At 71.5% G+C, this 17422-nt stretch carries 17 protein-coding genes; 9 read left to right on the forward strand and 8 right to left on the reverse strand.

What is annotated here, in order from left to right; translation table 11 throughout:
- Window positions 1–57: 57 nt before the first annotated feature.
- On the reverse strand, window positions 58–1059 hold the full coding sequence (locus CP975_RS10260) for an ABC transporter substrate-binding protein (protein ID WP_246201447.1): 1002 nt from the start codon (window positions 1057–1059) through the stop codon (window positions 58–60).
- 316 nt (window positions 1060–1375) lie between these two features.
- On the opposite strand from CP975_RS10260, the gene CP975_RS10265 reads away from it, so the two are divergent.
- Complete coding sequence (locus tag CP975_RS10265) at window positions 1376–2434, forward strand: hypothetical protein (RefSeq protein ID WP_246201448.1); 1059 nt, start codon at window positions 1376–1378, stop codon at window positions 2432–2434.
- Between the two features lie 46 nt (window positions 2435–2480).
- A complete protein-coding gene (locus CP975_RS34985; RefSeq protein ID WP_167532678.1) occupies window positions 2481–2651 on the forward strand; it encodes a hypothetical protein in 171 nt (56 codons plus the stop codon).
- 133 nt (window positions 2652–2784) lie between these two features.
- Here the strand turns inward: CP975_RS34985 and CP975_RS10270 are convergent, their stop codons facing one another.
- The 4 genes from CP975_RS10270 to CP975_RS34990 all read right to left on the reverse strand — a co-directional run bounded on the left by CP975_RS10270 (window position 2785) and on the right by CP975_RS34990 (window position 6369).
- Window positions 2785–3726: a 3-oxoacyl-ACP reductase gene (locus CP975_RS10270; RefSeq protein ID WP_150476791.1), complete on the reverse strand. Its 942-nt coding sequence runs from the start codon at window positions 3724–3726 to the stop codon at window positions 2785–2787.
- 29 nt (window positions 3727–3755) lie between these two features.
- Window positions 3756–4832 (reverse strand): Zn-dependent alcohol dehydrogenase, encoded by a 1077-nt coding sequence (locus CP975_RS10275; RefSeq protein WP_055535903.1) that lies wholly within the window; start codon window positions 4830–4832, stop codon window positions 3756–3758.
- A gap of 94 nt (window positions 4833–4926) precedes the next feature.
- The gene (locus tag CP975_RS10280) at window positions 4927–5781 is read right to left on the reverse strand and encodes a MaoC/PaaZ C-terminal domain-containing protein (RefSeq protein ID WP_055535901.1); all 855 of its coding nucleotides are present in this window, start codon (window positions 5779–5781) and stop codon (window positions 4927–4929) included.
- A gap of 438 nt (window positions 5782–6219) precedes the next feature.
- Window positions 6220–6369, reverse strand: coding sequence for a hypothetical protein (locus CP975_RS34990; RefSeq protein ID WP_167532679.1), 150 nt, complete (start codon window positions 6367–6369; stop codon window positions 6220–6222).
- A 602-nt stretch (window positions 6370–6971) separates the two neighbouring features.
- Here CP975_RS34990 and CP975_RS10285 point away from each other — a divergent pair.
- On the forward strand, window positions 6972–7613 hold the full coding sequence (locus CP975_RS10285; protein WP_208835554.1) for a response regulator transcription factor: 642 nt from the start codon (window positions 6972–6974) through the stop codon (window positions 7611–7613).
- An 11-nt stretch (window positions 7614–7624) separates the two neighbouring features.
- Here CP975_RS10285 and CP975_RS10290 read toward each other — a convergent pair whose 3' ends face one another.
- Both CP975_RS10290 and CP975_RS10295 read right to left on the reverse strand, forming a co-directional pair.
- Window positions 7625–9067, reverse strand: a complete 1443-nt coding sequence (locus CP975_RS10290) for an MFS transporter (RefSeq protein ID WP_055535114.1) — start codon at window positions 9065–9067, stop codon at window positions 7625–7627.
- Window positions 9068–9216: 149 nt separating this feature from the next.
- The gene (locus CP975_RS10295; RefSeq protein ID WP_055535107.1) at window positions 9217–10419 is read right to left on the reverse strand and encodes a lipid-transfer protein; all 1203 of its coding nucleotides are present in this window, start codon (window positions 10417–10419) and stop codon (window positions 9217–9219) included.
- Window positions 10420–10703: 284 nt separating this feature from the next.
- On the opposite strand from CP975_RS10295, the gene CP975_RS10300 reads away from it, so the two are divergent.
- The 5 genes from CP975_RS10300 (at window position 10704) to CP975_RS10320 (ending at window position 16425) form a co-directional block, all read left to right on the forward strand.
- Window positions 10704–12446, forward strand: coding sequence for an MFS transporter (locus tag CP975_RS10300; protein WP_055535110.1), 1743 nt, complete (start codon window positions 10704–10706; stop codon window positions 12444–12446).
- Window positions 12447–12538: 92 nt separating this feature from the next.
- On the forward strand, window positions 12539–13201 hold the full coding sequence (locus tag CP975_RS10305; protein ID WP_055535112.1) for a class I SAM-dependent methyltransferase: 663 nt from the start codon (window positions 12539–12541) through the stop codon (window positions 13199–13201).
- 22 nt (window positions 13202–13223) lie between these two features.
- A complete protein-coding gene (locus CP975_RS10310) occupies window positions 13224–14252 on the forward strand; it encodes an N-acetylmuramoyl-L-alanine amidase (protein WP_150476792.1) in 1029 nt (342 codons plus the stop codon).
- A gap of 182 nt (window positions 14253–14434) precedes the next feature.
- Complete coding sequence (locus CP975_RS10315; protein ID WP_055529928.1) at window positions 14435–15307, forward strand: hypothetical protein; 873 nt, start codon at window positions 14435–14437, stop codon at window positions 15305–15307.
- Window positions 15308–15414: 107 nt separating this feature from the next.
- A complete protein-coding gene (locus CP975_RS10320) occupies window positions 15415–16425 on the forward strand; it encodes an LLM class F420-dependent oxidoreductase (RefSeq protein ID WP_055529926.1) in 1011 nt (336 codons plus the stop codon).
- Between the two features lie 7 nt (window positions 16426–16432).
- On the opposite strand, the gene CP975_RS10325 is transcribed toward CP975_RS10320, so the two are convergent.
- A complete protein-coding gene (locus CP975_RS10325) occupies window positions 16433–16981 on the reverse strand; it encodes a hypothetical protein (RefSeq protein ID WP_055529924.1) in 549 nt (182 codons plus the stop codon).
- A gap of 118 nt (window positions 16982–17099) precedes the next feature.
- On the opposite strand from CP975_RS10325, the gene CP975_RS10330 reads away from it, so the two are divergent.
- Window positions 17100–17393, forward strand: coding sequence for a hypothetical protein (locus tag CP975_RS10330; protein WP_030777776.1), 294 nt, complete (start codon window positions 17100–17102; stop codon window positions 17391–17393).
- The last annotated feature ends 29 nt before the right edge of the window (window positions 17394–17422 follow it).

A 17422-nucleotide genomic window follows, 5' to 3' on the forward strand; every position in this document is an offset into this window, starting at 1 on the left:
CAGTTCCCCGCGCCCCTTACGGGGCGCTCCTGCGGGGCGGCTCTTACGGCGCGGCTCTTACGGGGCGAGGTGGATCTTGAGGTCGGTCAGGACCTTGTTCGCCGCCGTCACGCCGAGACCCAGGTACCAGGTCTCGTCCGGCACGTCCTTCGCGTGCCCCTTCTTCACCGCGCCGAGCTTCTTCCACAGGGGGTTCTTCTCGGCCTCGGAGCGGCCGGTCTTCTCCGCGTCGCCGTAGACGCCGGTGAAGATCCAGTCGGCGTCGGCCTGGTCGATCTTCTCGGGGCTGATCTCGGTGGCGAGGTCGTTGACCTGCTGGTTCTTCGGGCGCGGGAGGCCCGCGTCGTCGAGGATCGTGCCGATGAAGGAGGCCCTGGCGTACAGGCGGATGCGGTCCGGCATGTAGCGGAGCATCGTGATGGTCGGCTTCTTGCCGCCGTCGCCCGCGGCGATCTCCTCGCCCAGCGCCTTCGCCCTCTTCTCGTACGCGGCGAGCTTCTTCTTGGCCGTGGCGGTCCTGTCGAGCGCGGCCGCGTTGAGGAGGTAGTTCTCCTTCCACGTGAAGCCGGGGCGGATGGAGAAGACCGTCGGGGCGATCTTGGAGAGCTGCGGGTAGAGCTTGGCGGCGCGCAGCTCGCTGCCGAGGATCAGGTCCGGCTCGAGGTTCGCGATGGCTTCCAGGTTGAGGGAGTTGATCGTGCCGACGTTCTTGGGGGTGCCGGCCTCCTTCTTCAGGTAGCCGGGGATGCCGTCGTCGCCCTCGGTGGGGGCGTAGCCGACGGGCTTCACGCCGAGGGAGACGACGTTGTCGAGTTCGCCGACGTCCAGGACGACGACCCGCTGGGGCCGCTTCTTCAGCTCGGTCTTGCCGCGGGCGTGCGTGAGGGTGCGGGGGAACTCGCCCTGCTTCGCCGGCGTGCCCATCCTCGCCGTCTGCTCGGCGGCCTTGGCGAAGTCGTCGCCGCCCTGGGCCACGGCCTTGCTGTCGCTGCCGTTGTCGGACTTCGCCGAGCCGTCGTCGCCCGACCCGCAGGCCGCGAGAGTGAGCGCGGCGGTCACGGCGAGGGCTGCCGCGGCGGTCCGGGCGGATCGAGGGGACCGCCGGGCGGATCGAGGGGACAGCTGGGCGGATCGAGGGGACAGCTGGGCGGATCGAGGGAGCAGGGGCATCGGGACTCCAAGAGGGTGCGCGCCGCTCGGATCCAGCCGAGCTTAGGTTCGCCTAACTTTAAGCAGGGCCTCCTCGCCCAGCACACCCGGCCCCGCACCCTCAGGCGAACCAGGACATCTCCACCCTTCTGTGTGAAGTGGACAGCCACACATCCCCCGCCAGCGCGTACGAAAACTAGCTTCGGGGCCGGAGGTGACACCGACGATGACAGCGGCAACGATCACGGTGGACGGTTCCTACGCGGCCCGGCTCGCACGGCGGGGCGAGTCCTGGTTTCCCGAGCGCTGGACGCTGGACTCCCCCGAGCCCTACGTGGTGCCGCTCGCCGGCCACCAGCCGGAGGAGCCCGGCACCGAAGTGCTGCCGATGACCGATGGGCGCGTCCTCATCCACCGCCTGGTGGACGGACGGCACACCTTCGCGCTGCTCTACCCCACAGGCCCGGACACCGGTGAGATCCCGCTGGGCGCAGTGGAGTGCGAGGGCGAGCTGAGCCTGCTGCCGCCGGCGCCGGACGGGACCCGCGCCTACGCCCTCGCGGTCGGCGCCCGCTCGACGGACGTATGGCTGGTGGCGGGCGGTTCCTTCGGGCCCGAGCACCTCGCCGAGGTGCCGGGGCGCTGCTCGGGCGGGGTCTGGCTGGACCGCACGGGCCGGTTGCTGGCGCTCGACCGGGAGTCCGACGGCTGCGTCAAGACGGTGGCGGTCGACCTGGAACGCGACGGCGAGGTCTCGCCGCTGCTCCAGATCACGGAGGAGAGCGACGACCGGCTGCTGCTCGCCGACACGGACAGCGGCCTGCTCCTCATCCGCTCGAACGCGCCGGGCCACGACCGGCTCGGCTGGGGCGTGCTCGGCGGCACCCGGCCCGTCCGCTTCCCCGAGTCGCTGCGACTCGCGGACTGCGCTGTCACGCCGTTCGCGATCCAGCCGGGGCAGACGCTGCTCCCGGAGGGCTGCGCGGTGGCGCTGCGGATCGACGGCGCGGCGGGCACCTGGCTCGGCGTCTGGCGGCCCGCCGAGCGCCGCATGCGTCAACTTCGCGCACCCGAGGGCTGGTTGGCCGGTTCCGGCCGCTGGACAAAGGACGGCGTACTGCAACTCCCGTACGTGACGGGCACGATGCCCTGCGGTGTCGCGCGGGTGCCGGCGCCCGCGCAGGGGCCGGTGGAGCCGCCGCGCATCAAGCAGCCGCCGCCCTCTGTGGCCCGCCCCGTGCCGTTGCAGCAGGCACCCCTCACCGGGCGGGTGGCGGCCGGTTAGACTCGCCCGGCTGTACGAAGGATCTTCTTACGGGGTGAGTAAAGAGATGTCGACCGAGACCAGTACGGAGACGCGGTGGGACACCGAGCCGCGCCAAGCGGCGGCCGCGAACGCGACCGCGCGGACCGGTGCCGGTAGGCACCGGGGCCCGGTGGCCGAGCACGACGAGGCCACGACTCCGCGGGGGCGCCACCGCAAGCACACGTCGGACGCCTGACACGGGCTCGACGGGCACAGCGCCTGAAGAGAAGTCCCGCCCACATGCCGCCAAAAGCGGCGCGTGGGCGGGACTTTTTTGCCCCCCCCCGACCGCCCTGCCCGTCCTGCCTGTCCCGCCCGTCCTGTGCGCCCTACCCCCGCTTCAGGCCGAGCACCTCGGACGCCGCGAACGTCTCTCCGGGTGGCCGGTCCGCATAGTACGGCGAGATCAGCTCATCCAGTTCTTCGAAGGTGAACGCCTCCTTCGCCGAGTCGAACTTCGCCGCGACCTTGGGACGTTCGACGACCGCGACCATGCCGCCGTGCACGACGAGCAGCTGGCCGTTGACGTTCGCGGCCGCGGACGAGGCCAAGTAGCCGACCAGGGGCGAGACGTGTTCGGGCGCCAGCGGGTCCAGGTGGCCGTCGGCCGGTTCCTGGAAGCCCTGGAAGACGTCCTCGGTCATCCGCGTCCGCGCGCGCGGGCAGATCGCGTTGGCCGTCACGCCGTACTTGGCGAGCGCCAGCGCCGTCGACGTCGTCAGGCCGACGATGCCGCCCTTCGCCGCCGCGTAGTTGGGCTGGCCCGCGGACCCGGCGAGGAAGGCCTCCGAGGAGGTGTTGACGATCCGCCCGTATACGGGCCCGCCCGCCGCCTTGGAGCGCTCACGCCAGTGGGCGGCCGCGAAGTGGGTCGTGTTGAAGTGGCCCTTGAGGTGGACGTGGATGACCGAGTCCCACTCGCTCTCGCTCATCGAGAAGATCATCCGGTCCCGCAGGATGCCCGCGTTGTTGACCAGGATGTCGAGCTTTCCGTACGTGTCGATCGCCAACCGCACCAGCGCGCGGGCCCGCTCGTGGTCGGCGACGTCCCCGGTGTGGGCGATGGCCTGTCCGCCCGCGGCCCGGATCTCGGCGGCGACCTCCTCCGCGGGCGCCGCCGACGCCTCCCCGGAGCCGTCGCGGCCCGGCTGCCCGAAGTCGTTGACGACGACGCTCGCGCCGAGCCGCGCCAGTTCCAGGGCCTCGGCGCGGCCGAGCCCGCGGCCCGCGCCGGTGACGATCGCCGAGCGGCCCTCCAGTGGCAGTGACATCAGTGTCCTCCCGGATCTCCTACGGCCCCTCAGATCTCGATGCACGTACGCAGGGCGGTTCCGGTGCGCATCTGCTCCAGTGCCTCGTTGATCTCACCGAGCCGCACCCGGTGCGTGATCATGTTCTCCAGGTCGATGCGGCCCGCCCGCCAGAGCGCGATGGTCCTCTCGTACGAACGGAGGACGTCGCCCCCGCCGTACATGGACGGCAGGATCCGCTTCTCGTCGAAGAACAGCTCGAACATGTTGAGCTGGAGGTGGTCGTCCATGGCGCCCGCGCCGACCACGCACAGCGTGCCGCCGCGCCGTGTCATCTCGTACGCCGTGCGGGCCGTGGCGGACTTGCCGACGACCTCGAAGACGTAGTCGAAGCCCTCGCCCGCGGTGATCCGCTGCTTGGCGTCGGCCAGTCCGTCGGGGGCGACGGCCTCCGTCGCGCCGAACCGCAGCGCCGCCTCGCGGCGTGAGGCGACCGGGTCGACGGCGACGATCTGCGCCGCGCCCCTGAGCCGGGCGCCCTGGATCGCGGAGATGCCGACGCCGCCGCAGCCGATGACGGCGACCGACGAACCGGCCGTCACATCAGCGGTGTTGATCGCCGCGCCGAGACCCGTCGTCACCCCGCAGCCGATGAGGGCCGCGATGTCGAAGGGCACCTCGTCGGGGATCGGCACGGCGCACCCGGCGTCGACGACGACCTCCTCGGTGAAGGTGCCCGTGCCCGCGAAACCGAAGACGTCACCGCCCGCGCGCCGGAAGTTGGGGGTGCCCGCGTTCAGGAAACCGGCGAGGCAGAGCTGGGTCTGGCCGCGCTTGCAGGCCGGGCAGGCCCCGCACGCGGGCAGCCAGCAGATCAGCACCCGGTCGCCCCGCGCGACGCCGGTCACGCCGTCGCCGACGTCGATGATCTCGCCGGCGCCCTCGTGGCCCGGGACGAAGGGGGCGGGCTGCGGCAGCACGCCGTTCATCGCGGAGACGTCGGAGTGGCACAGGCCGGTGGCCCGGACCCGGATCTTCACCTTGCCGGGGCCAAAACCCATCGCCTCGATGTCGTCGAGGACTTCGAGCTTGTCCTGGCCCGTCTCGTGCAGTACGGCTGCGCGCATGGCGGTACGGCTCCTCTCGGCGTACGGATCGACGTACGCGTCGACATAGGAAGCGGGCGGGATTCGGGCCCTCCGGGAGCGGTCCGAAGGCGGCTCAGACGTGTTCGACGACGGTGTCGGCGAGGACCGGCGCGTCGTCCCGCTCGACCGCCGTGACGGTGGCCTGGACGCGGCCCTCGCCGCGCCACATGCGGATGCGGAGGGTCTCGCCGGGGAAGACGACCCCGACGAAGCGCGTGCCGTAGCTCCGCACCCGGGAGACATCGCCGCCGAGCTGGGTGTCGACGATGGCCTTGAGGACCATCCCGTAGGTGCACAGGCCGTGCAGGATCGGCCTGTCGAAGCCGGCGAGCGCGGCGAACTCGGGGTCGGCGTGCAGGGGGTTCCAGTCGCCGGAGAGGCGGTAGAGCAGCGCCTGGTCCCCGCGGACGGGGCGCTCCGTCTCCAGGTCGGGGTCGCCCTCGGGGGCGGGCAGGCGGGTGGAGGGGCCGCGGTCGCCGCCGAACCCGCCTTCGCCGCGTACGAAGATCTGGGCGTCGCTCGTCCACAGCGGACCCTCGTCGTCGGTGACCTCGGAGCGCAGGACGAGGATCGCCGCCTTGCCCTTGTCGTACACCGCGGCGACCTTCGAGGTGTTGAGGGCCTTGCCCTTGACGGGGATGGGGCGGTGCAGGGTGATGGTCTGGCCGCCGTGCAGGACCGCGGCGAGGTCCACCTCGATGCCGGGGGCCGAGAGCCCGCCGACCACTCCCATGGCCGCACCCGCGACGGTGGCGAAGCTGGGCAGGACGTGCAGCCTGGACTCCAGCGTGTAGCGCAGCTCGGCGGGGTCGGTGGCGGGCAGTCCCGCGCCGAGGCCGAGGTGGTAGAGCTGGACGTCCTTGTGGTCCCAGGCGATCTCGGTGGACCGGGGCTCGGCGGCGACGGCCTTCTCGGCGTCAATGGGCATGGGCTGGCAGCTCCTTGGGCTCCTGGTCCGGCGGCGGAAGACCTCGGTGCGGCCGTCCGCACCGTCGACCGCACCGAGGTCGCGACAGGGCCGTTCTAGAACGCGTTCCAGTCCGGCGTCCCATGTATAGCCGAGCCCCGGGGAGTTGTGAAGGCTCCTGACAGGACGTCAGGTCTGCCGGTGATGACGACCCGATCACGGTGGCCGTGTCCGAACGTTGGGCGGCCCGCATGACACTCATACGGTCGCGAAATCACTACACCGCAGCAAGGTTCGGCACCGTCGGGAGGGCCCACATCCCCTTCCTGCCCATGTCACTGAAGGACCCGGCGAAGGCATGGAAAGGGGCCGCCCCCTACCTGAAGTTGATGGCATCAAGCCCTGCGCTCCGGGTGTGGGCGCGGTACGCAGTCGAACGGAAGCCGTTGAGGATCCTGCTCAGACTTTGTCGTCGCGCTCGTATTCCATGTTCGCGTCACCCGAGTCGTCTGTGTTGTTGTCCTCGTTGTTCTGCTCGTCCTGGTCCTCACCGGTGACGACCTTCTTGGCCTGCTCGGCAGCCTTGCCAATTCCGTCTTCGATGCCCATGACAGCGCTCCTCCTCTGGGGCTAAGTGGACGCTTCCAGGCTGATACAGGCACCTGAGGCGCGCACGGGCACGTCATAGCTGTTAGCCCATTCGAGAGCGCCATAGGCAAGAGGGTGCGGGATGGTGGTGCACGGTGCGGCTGGCTCGCCCTCGCGGAGCCCGCTTCCCGTGGCCGTGGCGAGAGCTGCCACCAGCCACCCGGGGACCCGCTGAATGGTCAAGTGCAGCCCGTCGCGGCGGAGTTCGAGTTGCGGAGTCGGCCGGTGATCCAGCTTGGGTGTCCCCGGGGGTGTCCTTCCTGGCCAGAGGCTTGCGCCACGCCCTCCAAAGCTCAGGAAGAGCTCACATCAATCATGCGGAAGTCCTTGACAGGGGTGCGGCTCGGCACGCTCCCCGCCCTTGTTGGAGGTACCCATGCCCCGCAGACCCCGCCCCCCCCTCCCTCAGCCCCCGGCTGCCCGGAACCAACCGCCCCGGTGGCCGTCCGGTACATACGGAGCGACAGCGGCCCCGGAACGGCCCCCTTCGCGTGCCCTGAACACGCGCACCGGGTGGGGCTTTCCGCTGCGCTGACCAGCAACTATGCCCGTACTCTCCGTACATGGACGAGATGCCGCAGGACTACCGCCCTGTACGATCTGTACGAGTTCTCCTCGCCGAGGACCAGGGCATGACGCGGGGCGCGCTCGCCCTGCTGCTCGGGATGGAGCCGGACATCGAGGTCGTCGCGCAGGCCGGCGCGGGCGACGAGATCGTGGCCGCGGCCCTGACCCACCGTCCCGACGTGGCGCTGCTCGACGTCGAACTGCCCGGCCGCAGCGGCCTGGACGTCGCCGCCGACCTGCGCGAGGAGTGCCCCGACTGCCGGGTCCTCATCCTCACCACCTCCGGCAGGCCCGGCTACCTGCGCCGTGCCATGGAGGCGGGCGCGGTCGGCTTCCTGGTCAAGGACGGGCCCGTCGAGGAGCTTGCCGAGGCGGTCCGGCGGGCGCTGCGGGGCGAGACGGTGATCGACCCCGCGCTCGCCGCGTCCGCGCCGAGCGCGGGGCCGAGCCCCCTGACCGGCCGCGAGGCGGACGTCCTCAAGGCCTCCGTGGACGGTGCCACGGTCGCCGACATCGCGGGCAGGCTGCGTCTGTCGGAGTCGGCCGTGCGGAACTGCCTGTCCGCCGCGATCGGCAAGACGGGGACGCGGAACCGGATGGAGGCGGTGCGGGAGGCACGGCAGCAGGGCTGGCTGTGACCCGCTCCCCCTCAATCCTGGGCGGAGACCCGCTGCCGCGGCATCCACAGGAGCAGCACCACCACACCCGCCAGCAGGATGAACCCGCTCGTGCGGAACGCCATCGCGTAGCCGTCGGTCAGCGCCTGCCGTGACGTCGAGCCGTCCATCCGCGCCGCCGCCACCGTGGAGAGCACCGCGAGGCCGAGCGCGCCGCCCATCGTGCGGGAGGTGTTGACCAGGCCCGAGACGAGCCCGGCGTCTCCGGGCTGCGCGCCCGACGTGGCGAGCGAGGCGAGCGGGGTCGTGGCGAGGCCCGCGCCGAACATCATCACGATGCCGGGCAGCATGATCGTGGTGACGTACGCCCCGTCGACCGTCATCGTCGACTGCCAGCCGAAGCCCGCAGCGGCCACCACGATGCCGAGTACGGAGACGTTCTTCGCGCCGAGCACCGGCATCACGCGCGGCGCCAGCATCGAGCCGAGGACGATGGTGAGGGAGGACGGTATGAGGGCGAGGCCCGCCTTCAGCGGGGAGTAGCCGAGGACGTTCTGGGCGTACAGCGTCATGAACATCCACATGGCGAACATGCCGCCGCCGCACACGAACATCGCGGCGTTCGCGGCCGACACCGAACGCACCTTGAACAGCTTCAGCGGCATCAGCGGCACCCTCGTGCGCGCCTCCACCACGAGGAAGGCCGCGAGCAGCGCCAGCCCGGCCGCGAGCGGCACCAGGGTCGCGGCCGCCGTCCAGCCCTTCTCCTCGGTCTGCACGATCCCGTACGCGAGGGTGGCGAGCCCGGCCGTGACGAGGACCGCGCCCGGCACGTCGAGGCGGCGCGCCTGCCCCGCCCTGCTCTCGGTCAGCCAGGCCACGCCCGCGAAGATCACCAGGGCGCCGATCGGTACGTTGATGAGGAGCACCCAGCGCCAGGAGAGCAGGTCGGTGAGGGCGCCGCCGACCAGGCCGCCCGCCGCGCCGCCGCCCGCGCCGACCGCGGACCAGATGCCGATCGCCCGTATCCGCGCCGGGCCTTCCGGCACCGCCGAGGTGAGGATCGTCAGCGTCGAGGGCGCGAGGACCGCGGCGCCGAGGCCCTGGACGGCCCGCGCCGCGAGGAGCTGCCACTCGGCCTGCGCGAGCCCGCCGCCGAGCGAGGCCGCGGTGAAGAGGCCGAGCCCGAGCAGGAACATCCGCTTGCGCCCGAAGAGGTCGCCCGCGCGGCCGCCGAGCAGCATGAACCCGGCGAAGGCGATGGAGTAGGCGTTGACGACCCACTGCAGTCCGATGGCGCTCATGCCGAGGTCGGACCGCATCGACGGCAGCGCGGTGTTCACCACCGAGACGTCGAGGACGACCAGGAACTGGCCGGCGCAGGCGGTCAGGAGGACCGCCCACACCGGTATGGATTTCTTCGGCGGGGCGGTGGTGGAGTCGGGGGTGTAAGCGGTGGAGGGCGTCTGGACCATGACGGGCATCCTCTCAAGCGGAACTCGAAAGGTGCATCGGGAATTCGCTCCCCCTGTCCTCGTCCGGCAGACCTAGGTCGAACAGCCCGTAATCCGGACACTCCGTAAGTCGGACACCCCGTGAGCGGAGGCGTGGGCGTCCCGCTCCGCTACCCGCGAAGGAGCGTCACCACCGCCGCTCCACCCAGTCCGATGTTGTGCGCGAGGCCCACCCCGGCCCCCTCGACCTGCCGCGCTCCCGCCTCGCCGCGCAGCTGCCAGGTCAGTTCCGCGATCTGCGCGATGCCGGTCGCACCGAGCGGGTGTCCCTTGGAGATGAGGCCGCCGGAGGGGTTCACCACCCAGCGGCCGCCGTACGTCGTCGCGCCGCTCTCGACGAGCTTGCCGGACTCGCCGGGCGCGCACATGCCGAGCGCCTCGTACGTCAGGAGTTCGTTGATGGAGAAGCAGTCGTGCAGCTCGACGACGTCCACATCCTCGATGCCGAGCCCCGACCGCTCGTACGCCCGGCGCGCCGCCTCCCGCGACATCGGCACGCCGACCGCGTCGACGCACGATCCGGAGGCGAAGGACTCATCGGTGTCCGTGGCCATGGCCTGGGCCACGATCTCCACGGCCCGCGCCGCGAGGCCGTGCCGCTCCACGAACCGCTCGGAGACCACGACCGCCGCCGCCGAGCCGTCCGACGTCGGGGAGCACTGGAGCTTGGTGAGCGGGCGGTGGACCGTCCTGGCCGCGAGGATCTCGTCGACCGTGTACGCGTCCTGGAACTGGGCGTACGGGTTGTTCACCGAGTGCCGGTGGTTCTTGGCGCCGACCGCCGCGAGCTGTGCCTCGGTCGTGCCGTACTTCTCCATGTGCTCGCGCGCCGCGTTGCCGAAGATCTGCGCGGTGGGCGGGGTCGTCTCGAAGCCGTGCCGCGCGGCCATGATCCCGTAGTGGCGGGCCACGGGAGACACCGCGAAGTCACCCGTGCCACCGCCCCGGCCCCCACCGACGCCCCCCAGCGAGCCGCGCGCCATCTTCTCGAAGCCGAGCGCCAGCACGCAGTCGCTCAGGCCGCCCTCGACGAACTGCCGCGCCATCATCAGCGCGGTCGCGCCGGTCGCGCAGTTGTTGTTGACGTTGTAGACGGGGACGCCGGTCAGGCCCAGTTCGTAGACGGCGCGCTGCCCGGCCGCCGAGGCCTGGAAGCAGTAGCCGACGGGCACCTGCTCGACCTGGTCGTACGAGATCCCGGCGTCCTCAAGGGCCTTGCCGCCCGCCTCCTTCGCCATGTCCCAGTACTGCCACTCCCGCGTCTCGGGCTTCTCGAACCTGGTCATTCCGACGCCGACGACATAGCTCCTCATGACGCGCCCACCCCTTACCCCTCCACGCCGGTGGCAACTGCCGGGACCGCGTCAGAGTAGAACGTGTTCCACTCTGACGGTAGGTCAGATACCGGCCGAGTCGGGGCGCCCTCGGCGGCGGGCGCCCATCGGGAGTGATGTGCGGGTCAATAGAGGGTCAAGGCTTCCCCTCGTACGACATCCGTCGGAATAGTCGCCCCGGGAAACCGGTTCGAGCTACACGTACCCCTGCCGACCACCCGCGCTCCCGCCGAGCCCGAGTTCCGCCCCGGAGGCCCCACGCAATGTCGATGACGACGACCCATCCACGCGGCATACGCGGAGTCGTCCCCGTACTCGCCTTCTCCGGCATCGTCGTCGCGGTGATGCAGACCCTGCTCGTGCCGGTCATCAAGGACCTGCCGGCCCTGCTGGACACCGCGCCCTCGAACGCCACCTGGGTCATGACATCGACCCTGCTCGCCGGTGCCGTCTCCACGCCGATCATGGGCCGCCTCGGTGACCTCTTCGGCAAGCGCAGGATGCTGCTCGCCAGCCTCGCCGTCATGGTCGTCGGATCGCTGATCTGCGGTTTCACCGACAATCTGCTGGTGATGATCGCGGGCCGCGCGCTCCAGGGCTTCGCCATGGGCGCCATCCCGCTCGGCATCGGGCTCATGCGCGACCAGCTGCCCCGCGAGAAGCTCGGCTCCGCGATGGCCCTGATGAGTTCCTCCATCGGCGTCGGCGGCGGACTCGCGCTGCCGCTCGCCGCGCTCACCGCGCAACACGCCGACTGGCACGCCCTGTTCTTCGGCGCGGCGGGCCTCGGCGTCCTCGCGATGGCGCTCACCGTCGTCTTCGTACCGGAGAGCCCGATGCGCGCCCAGGGCACCTTCGACGTGCTCGGCGCGATCGGCCTCTCCGCGGGACTCGTGCTCTTCCTGCTGCCGATCACCAAGGGCAGCGACTGGGGCTGGACCTCGGGCACCACGCTCGGCCTGTTCGCCGCCGCGGCCGTCGTCCTGGTCCTGTGGGGCGTGATGGAGCTGCGCGTGCAGGCGCCGCTGGTGGACCTGCGCACCACGGCCCGCCGCTCGGTGCTCTTCACCAACCTCGCCTCGATCATGGTCGGCGTCGCCTTCTACGCCGTCTCGCTCGTCCTGCCGCAGCTGCTCCAGCTGCCGTCCGCCACCGGTTACGGCCTCGGCCAGTCCATGGTCGTCGCGGGTCTGTGCGTGATGCCGCTCGGCCTGACGATGATGTTCACCGCCCCCGTCTACGCCCGGCTCTCGGCGAAGTACGGCCCGAAGACCACCCTCATCCTCGGCATGCTGATCATCGCGATCGGCTACGGCGCGGGCCTCGGCCTGATGAGCGCCGCCTGGCAGACCATCGTGATCTCGGTGGTTCTCGGCGCGGGCATCGGCCTCGCCTACTCCTCGCTGCCCGCGCTCATCATCGGCTCGGTCGACCCGTCCGAGACGGGGGCGGCCAACGGCCTCAACACCCTGATGCGCTCCATCGGCACCTCGGTGTCGTCCGCGGTGATCGGCATGGTCCTCGCCAACACCGCGGACCACGTCGGCGGCGTCGCCGTGCCCACCATGCACGGCTTCCGCGTCTCCTTCCTGATCGCCACGGGCGCGGTCGCCATCGGCCTGCTCTTCGCCCTGCTGCTGCCCTCCGCGCGCCGCTCCACCACCACGCAGCTGCGCGCCAGCAGCGAGGAGGACGCCAACCTGGAGCGCGCGACCCGGGCCCTCGCGGCCTTCCGGGGGCGCGTGCACAGCGCGGACGGCGCCCCGCTGGCCCGCGCGAAGGTGACGCTGATCGACCATCGCGGCAAGCAGGCGGGCGCGGCCCTCACCGACGACGAGGGCCGCTACGCCCTCGCCGTCCCGGCCGGCGGCTCCTACGTCCTCGCGGCCACCGCGGCGGGCCACGCGCCGCGCGCCTCGGCGGCGGCCCACCACGGGGACGAGCGGCCGGTCCAGGTCGACCTGGCCCTGTCGGGCTCGCCCGACGGCAGCGACGTACCGGCCTGACGCCCCGGCCTCCCACGCCACCCCCGTCACTCCAGTGGCGGGGGTGGCGTGCATCATGGGCGCCCATACCTGCGTACGACCTGGAGGAACCCATGGCCGCCGAGCCCAAGACCGAGCCCCGGCCGGAGATTCTCGCCGCGTTCGAGGCCGCCGAGGGCTTCATGCCGCGCGGTGAGGGTCTCGCGCTGTACGCGGCGGCGACCCGGGCCGCCGCGCTCGGCCTGCCGCTCCTGGAGGTCGGCACCTACTGCGGGCGCTCCACGATCCTGCTCGCCGACGCGGCCCGGCAGGCCGGGGTCAGCGCGATCACCGTCGACCACCACCGCGGCAGCGAGGAGCAGCAGCCCGGCTGGGAGTACCACGACCCCCGAACGGTCGATCCCGAGGTCGGTCTGATGGACACGCTCCCCGCCTTCCGCCGCACCCTGCACCGCGCGGGTCTGGAGGAGCACGTGATCGCGGTCGTCGGCCGCTCGCCGCAGGTGGCGAAGGTGTGGGGCGGGTCGCTCGGCCTGGTCTTCATCGACGGGGGCCACACGGACGAACACGCCACCGCCGACTACGAGGGCTGGGCGCCGCACGTCGCCGAGGGCGGGCTGCTCGTCATCCACGACGTGTTCCCCGACCCGGTCGACATCATGACCGGCCAGGCGCCGTACCGCGTCTATCTCAGGGCCCTGGCGTCCGGTGCGTTCACCGAGGTCTCGGCGGTGGACTCGCTGCGCGTGCTGCGGCGAACGGGAGCGGGGATCTGACCTCGCCTATAGGCTCGCCCTCGTGTCGTACGTAGGTCCGGAATTCGATCCCTCCCAGCCGCCGCCCAGGCGCGGGCTCGGCCGTCCGCTGACGGTGATGGTGGCCGCGCTGGTGCCGACCTGTCTGGCGGGCTGGCTCGTCTATCAGTCGACCAGCGGCCCCGACGGCGGCGAAGCGGCGAGATCCCTGCCGTCGTCCCCGAGCGCGTCCGCCGAACGGACCACGCCCTCCGAGGCCGGTCCGCCCTCCCCCTCGGCATCGGGTGAGGGGAAGGACGGCGACAAGGACGGCAAGGGCGACAAGAAGGGCGGGGGCGGGAAGGGCGACGACAACGATTCGAGTACGAAGCCGTCGGTCCCCGACCCCGCCCCGGACGGCCCCCTCAAGGGCAAGGTCGTCGTCGTCGACCCCGGCCACAACCCGGGCAACTTCCAGCACGCCACCGAGATCAACCGCAAGGTCGACATCGGGACGAACCACAAGGAGTGCGACACCACCGGCACGTCGACCAACGACGGCTACACCGAGGCGAAGTTCACTCTGGACGTCGCCCGCAAGCTGCGCACGCTGCTCCTCCAGCAGGGCGCCACGGTCAAGTTCACCCAGGACGGCGACCGGCCCTGGGGCCCGTGCGTGGACGAGCGCGCCCGAATCGGCAACGAAGCCCGCGCGGACGCGGTGGTCTCCATCCACGCGGACGGCTCGGGCGCGGGCAACCGCGGCTACCACGTGATCCTGCCCGCGAAGGTGAAGGGCGGCGCCGCGGACACCTCCGCGATCGTCGCCCCCTCCAAGGAGCTGGGCGAGCGCATCGCGGGAGCCTTCGTGAGCGCGACCGGCAGCGCCCCCTCCAACTACGTCGGCGGCGGCACCGGCCTGGACACCCGCAGCGACCTCGGCGGCCTCAATCTGTCCACCGTTCCCAAGGTGTTCATCGAGTGCGGCAACATGCGGGACGCGAAGGACGCGGCGCTCCTGAAGAGCGGCGAGTGGCGGCAGAAGGCGGCGCAGGGCATTTCCAACGGAATCGGAGGATTCCTGCGGGGCTAGCGCGTGAACGTCCTCGAACTAACACGTGCACGTCTTTATCCCGAGCAGACACCCCCTGTGTACGGACGATATTGTCCTCCCTACGATGAGGGGCCACCCCCGCGCTTCGCGCACCGCGACACGAACGCGACTACGGCGACAGCGACGCCTCCACTGACGAGACGACTGACGAAGGACCTGAAGTGAATTTCCGCTCCCTCACTCGAGGCGACGGCGTGGTGATCGGAGCAGCGGTGTTGCTCTTCATCGCCTCGTTCCTCAATACGCTGGACCCCGACGGCGGCGACAGTGACAAGCTGCCCAACGCCTGGGAAAACGGCAACCTGCTGATCAGTGTGTATCTGCTGGGCATCATCGGTGCGGCGCTCATCGTCGTGGGCCGCGCGATGCCGCAGCAGCGGAAGGTCGCGGGTCTCGACCTCGGCCAGCTCGGTGTGGCGTTCACCATCGCCTCCGCACTCAGCTCGCTCGGCGCGATCTTCGACACCGACCAGTCGTACGGCTTCCTGATCGATCTCGTCGGTGCCGGTGTCGGCAACAGCGAGTCCCCCGACGCCGGTGTCGGCCTCATCCTCGGCCTGATCGGCGCGCTCGTGCTCGCCGCCGCCGCGGTGGCCACGCAGCTCGTCCCGGCCCTGAAGGCCCCGCTCATGGGCGCCCCGCGTCCGGCCGCCCCGCAGCCCTACGGCGGACAGCCGCAGGGTGGTTACGGCTACCCGGGCGCCGGTGCGGGCCAGCCGCAGCCGGGCGCTCCCTACGGCGGCCAGCCCGGTCAGCCGCAGGGGCAGTCCTTCGGCGGCCAGCCGCAGCCGCAGGGCGGGCAGACCCCGCCGCCCGCGCAGGCGCAGGCGTCCGGCGACTTCTCGCCGTTCTGGTTCGCCGTGCCGGTGCCGCGTCCGCTGTACGCGGAGGACGGCTCGCCCACGCCGATCGCCGAGCTGGCGCCCGGTACCTGGTACCTGGCCGTCGAGCAGCGCGGCCAGAGCCTGGTGGCCCAGACGCAGGACGGCCGTCGCGGCGTCCTTCAGGACACCACGGGGATCCAGCGAGGCTGACCCCTCAGGCACTTCGCGGCCCCTCGCCCTTCCAGGCGGGGGGCCGTTGTCGTACAGTCCCGACGGCCAGCTGACGTACCGTCAGGCTTTCTGCACCGGGAGGACGTATGCGGCTCGGGCTCGCACTCGGCTACTGGGGGCGCGGCCCCGACCCCGGGCACGTCGCCCTCGCCCAGGAGGCCGAGCGGCTCGGCTACGACTCGGTGTGGACCGCCGAGGCCTGGGGGTCGGACGCCTTCACCCCGCTGACCTGGATCGCGGCCCGGACCTCGCGGATCGGGCTCGGCACGGCCGTGGCGCAGATGGCGGCGCGCTCCCCGGTCACCACGGCCATGCACGCGCTCACGCTCGACCACCTGTCCGGCGGCCGGATGATGCTCGGCCTCGGTCTGTCCGGACCGCAGGTGGTGGAGGGCTGGTACGGGCGGCCGTTCCCGAAGTCGCCGCTGACCGCGACGCGGGAGTACGTCGAGGTGATCCGCCAAGTGCTGCGCCGCGAGGGCCCGGTGGAACTGGACGGCCGCTTCCACACCCACCCCTACCGGGGCGCGGACGGCACCGGACTCGGCAAGGCGCTCAAGCCGATCACCCACCCGCTCCGCGCCGACCTGCCCGTCCTGCTCGGCGCGGAGGGGCCCAAGAACATCGCGCAGACGGCCCGGATCGCGGACGGCTGGCTGCCGCTGTACTGGTCGCCGACGCGGACGGACGTATACGAGGCATCGCTCACCGACGCCCCCGAGCGCTTCCTGGTCGCGCCCATGGTCCGGGCCAGGGTCTGCGACGACGTCACCGAGGGCCTGCTGCCCGTCAAGGCCATGCTCGGCTTCTACATCGGCGGCATGGGGCACTCCACCCGCAACTTCCACGCCGACCTGATGGCCCGCATGGGATACGAGGAGGAGGCCCGGCGCGTCCAGGAACTGTTCCTCGCGGGGCGCGGGGAGGACGCCGTGCGCGCCGTCCCCGACGCCTTCGCGGACGAGATCTCCCTGGTGGGGCCCCGCGCACGGATCGCGGAGCGCCTTGAGCTGTGGCGCGCGGGCCCGGTCACGGACCTCCTGGTACTGGCCCCGGACCCGCACACCCTGCGCATCCTGGCCGACCTCAACTCCTAGGCGGCGCCTAGCCCTTGCTCAGCTCCCCGGCCGACGGCACCTTGTCCTTGACCTCGGCGCCCGCGCCCTTGCCCGCGTCCTTCACGGAGTTGATGACGCCGTCGAAGGAGTTGACGATGGAGTCCGTCGACTCGCCCTTGCGGAGCTTGGACGGCAGGTCCTTCAGGGCGTCGATGCCGGCCGTCAGCGGGGCCACCGCCTTGGCGAGGGCCGGGTCGCCCTGCGCGTTCTTCGTCGCCGCCTTCAGCCTGTTGTACGTGAACGCTCCCGCGAGGCCCGCCTTGACGAGGGCGAGGGTCCGGCCGTCCGCGCCCTTCTTGAACTTGCCCGCGCGGAACGGCTTCACGATCCACTGGTAGGTAGCCCCCGCGGCAAGGCCCGCGTTGGCGACGAACCGGGTCTTGGCGAACTTCTGCTTCTCGGCGCTGCTGGTGGCCGAGGGCGCGGCCGCCCTGGTGTCCTTGTCGTCGCTGCCGCAGGCCGTCCCGCCGACGAGCAGGGTGCAGCACAGGGCGAGGGACACTCCGGCACGGCGGACGGGTACGGGGCTTGGCACGGCAGCGGCCTCCAGAGGTGAGCGGTCCTCCAGGCAGCCTCACCCCGGGCGCGGGGCGCCGCCAGCGGGGCGGACCCGAACGGGTTTCGAACGGGGCACGCCCCGGTACCCGGCCACCATGTCTCCCACGCGGCACTCCCACGGCAGCACAGCGGCACGGGTCATCGCGCTCGTCGCCGACATCATGGCCGCCATACTCGGCCTGTGGATCCTGATGTACCTGCTGGACGCGAACCGCGCCAACGACCTCGTCCAGTTCATCCACGACGTGGCCCGCTGGTTGGCCGGCTGGTCGCACGACCTGTTCACCTTCGACGAGAAGTGGGCCAGGGTCGTCGCGGGCTACGGCCTCGCGGCGGTCGTGTATCTCCTGGTAGGCCACGCGATAGCGGGCCGCCTACGCCGCTACTGAGCAACGCCCCAAAGGAAGCGCCCCGAGGG

This window comes from Streptomyces alboniger (assembly GCF_008704395.1).
Lineage (GTDB): Bacteria > Actinomycetota > Actinomycetes > Streptomycetales > Streptomycetaceae > Streptomyces > Streptomyces alboniger.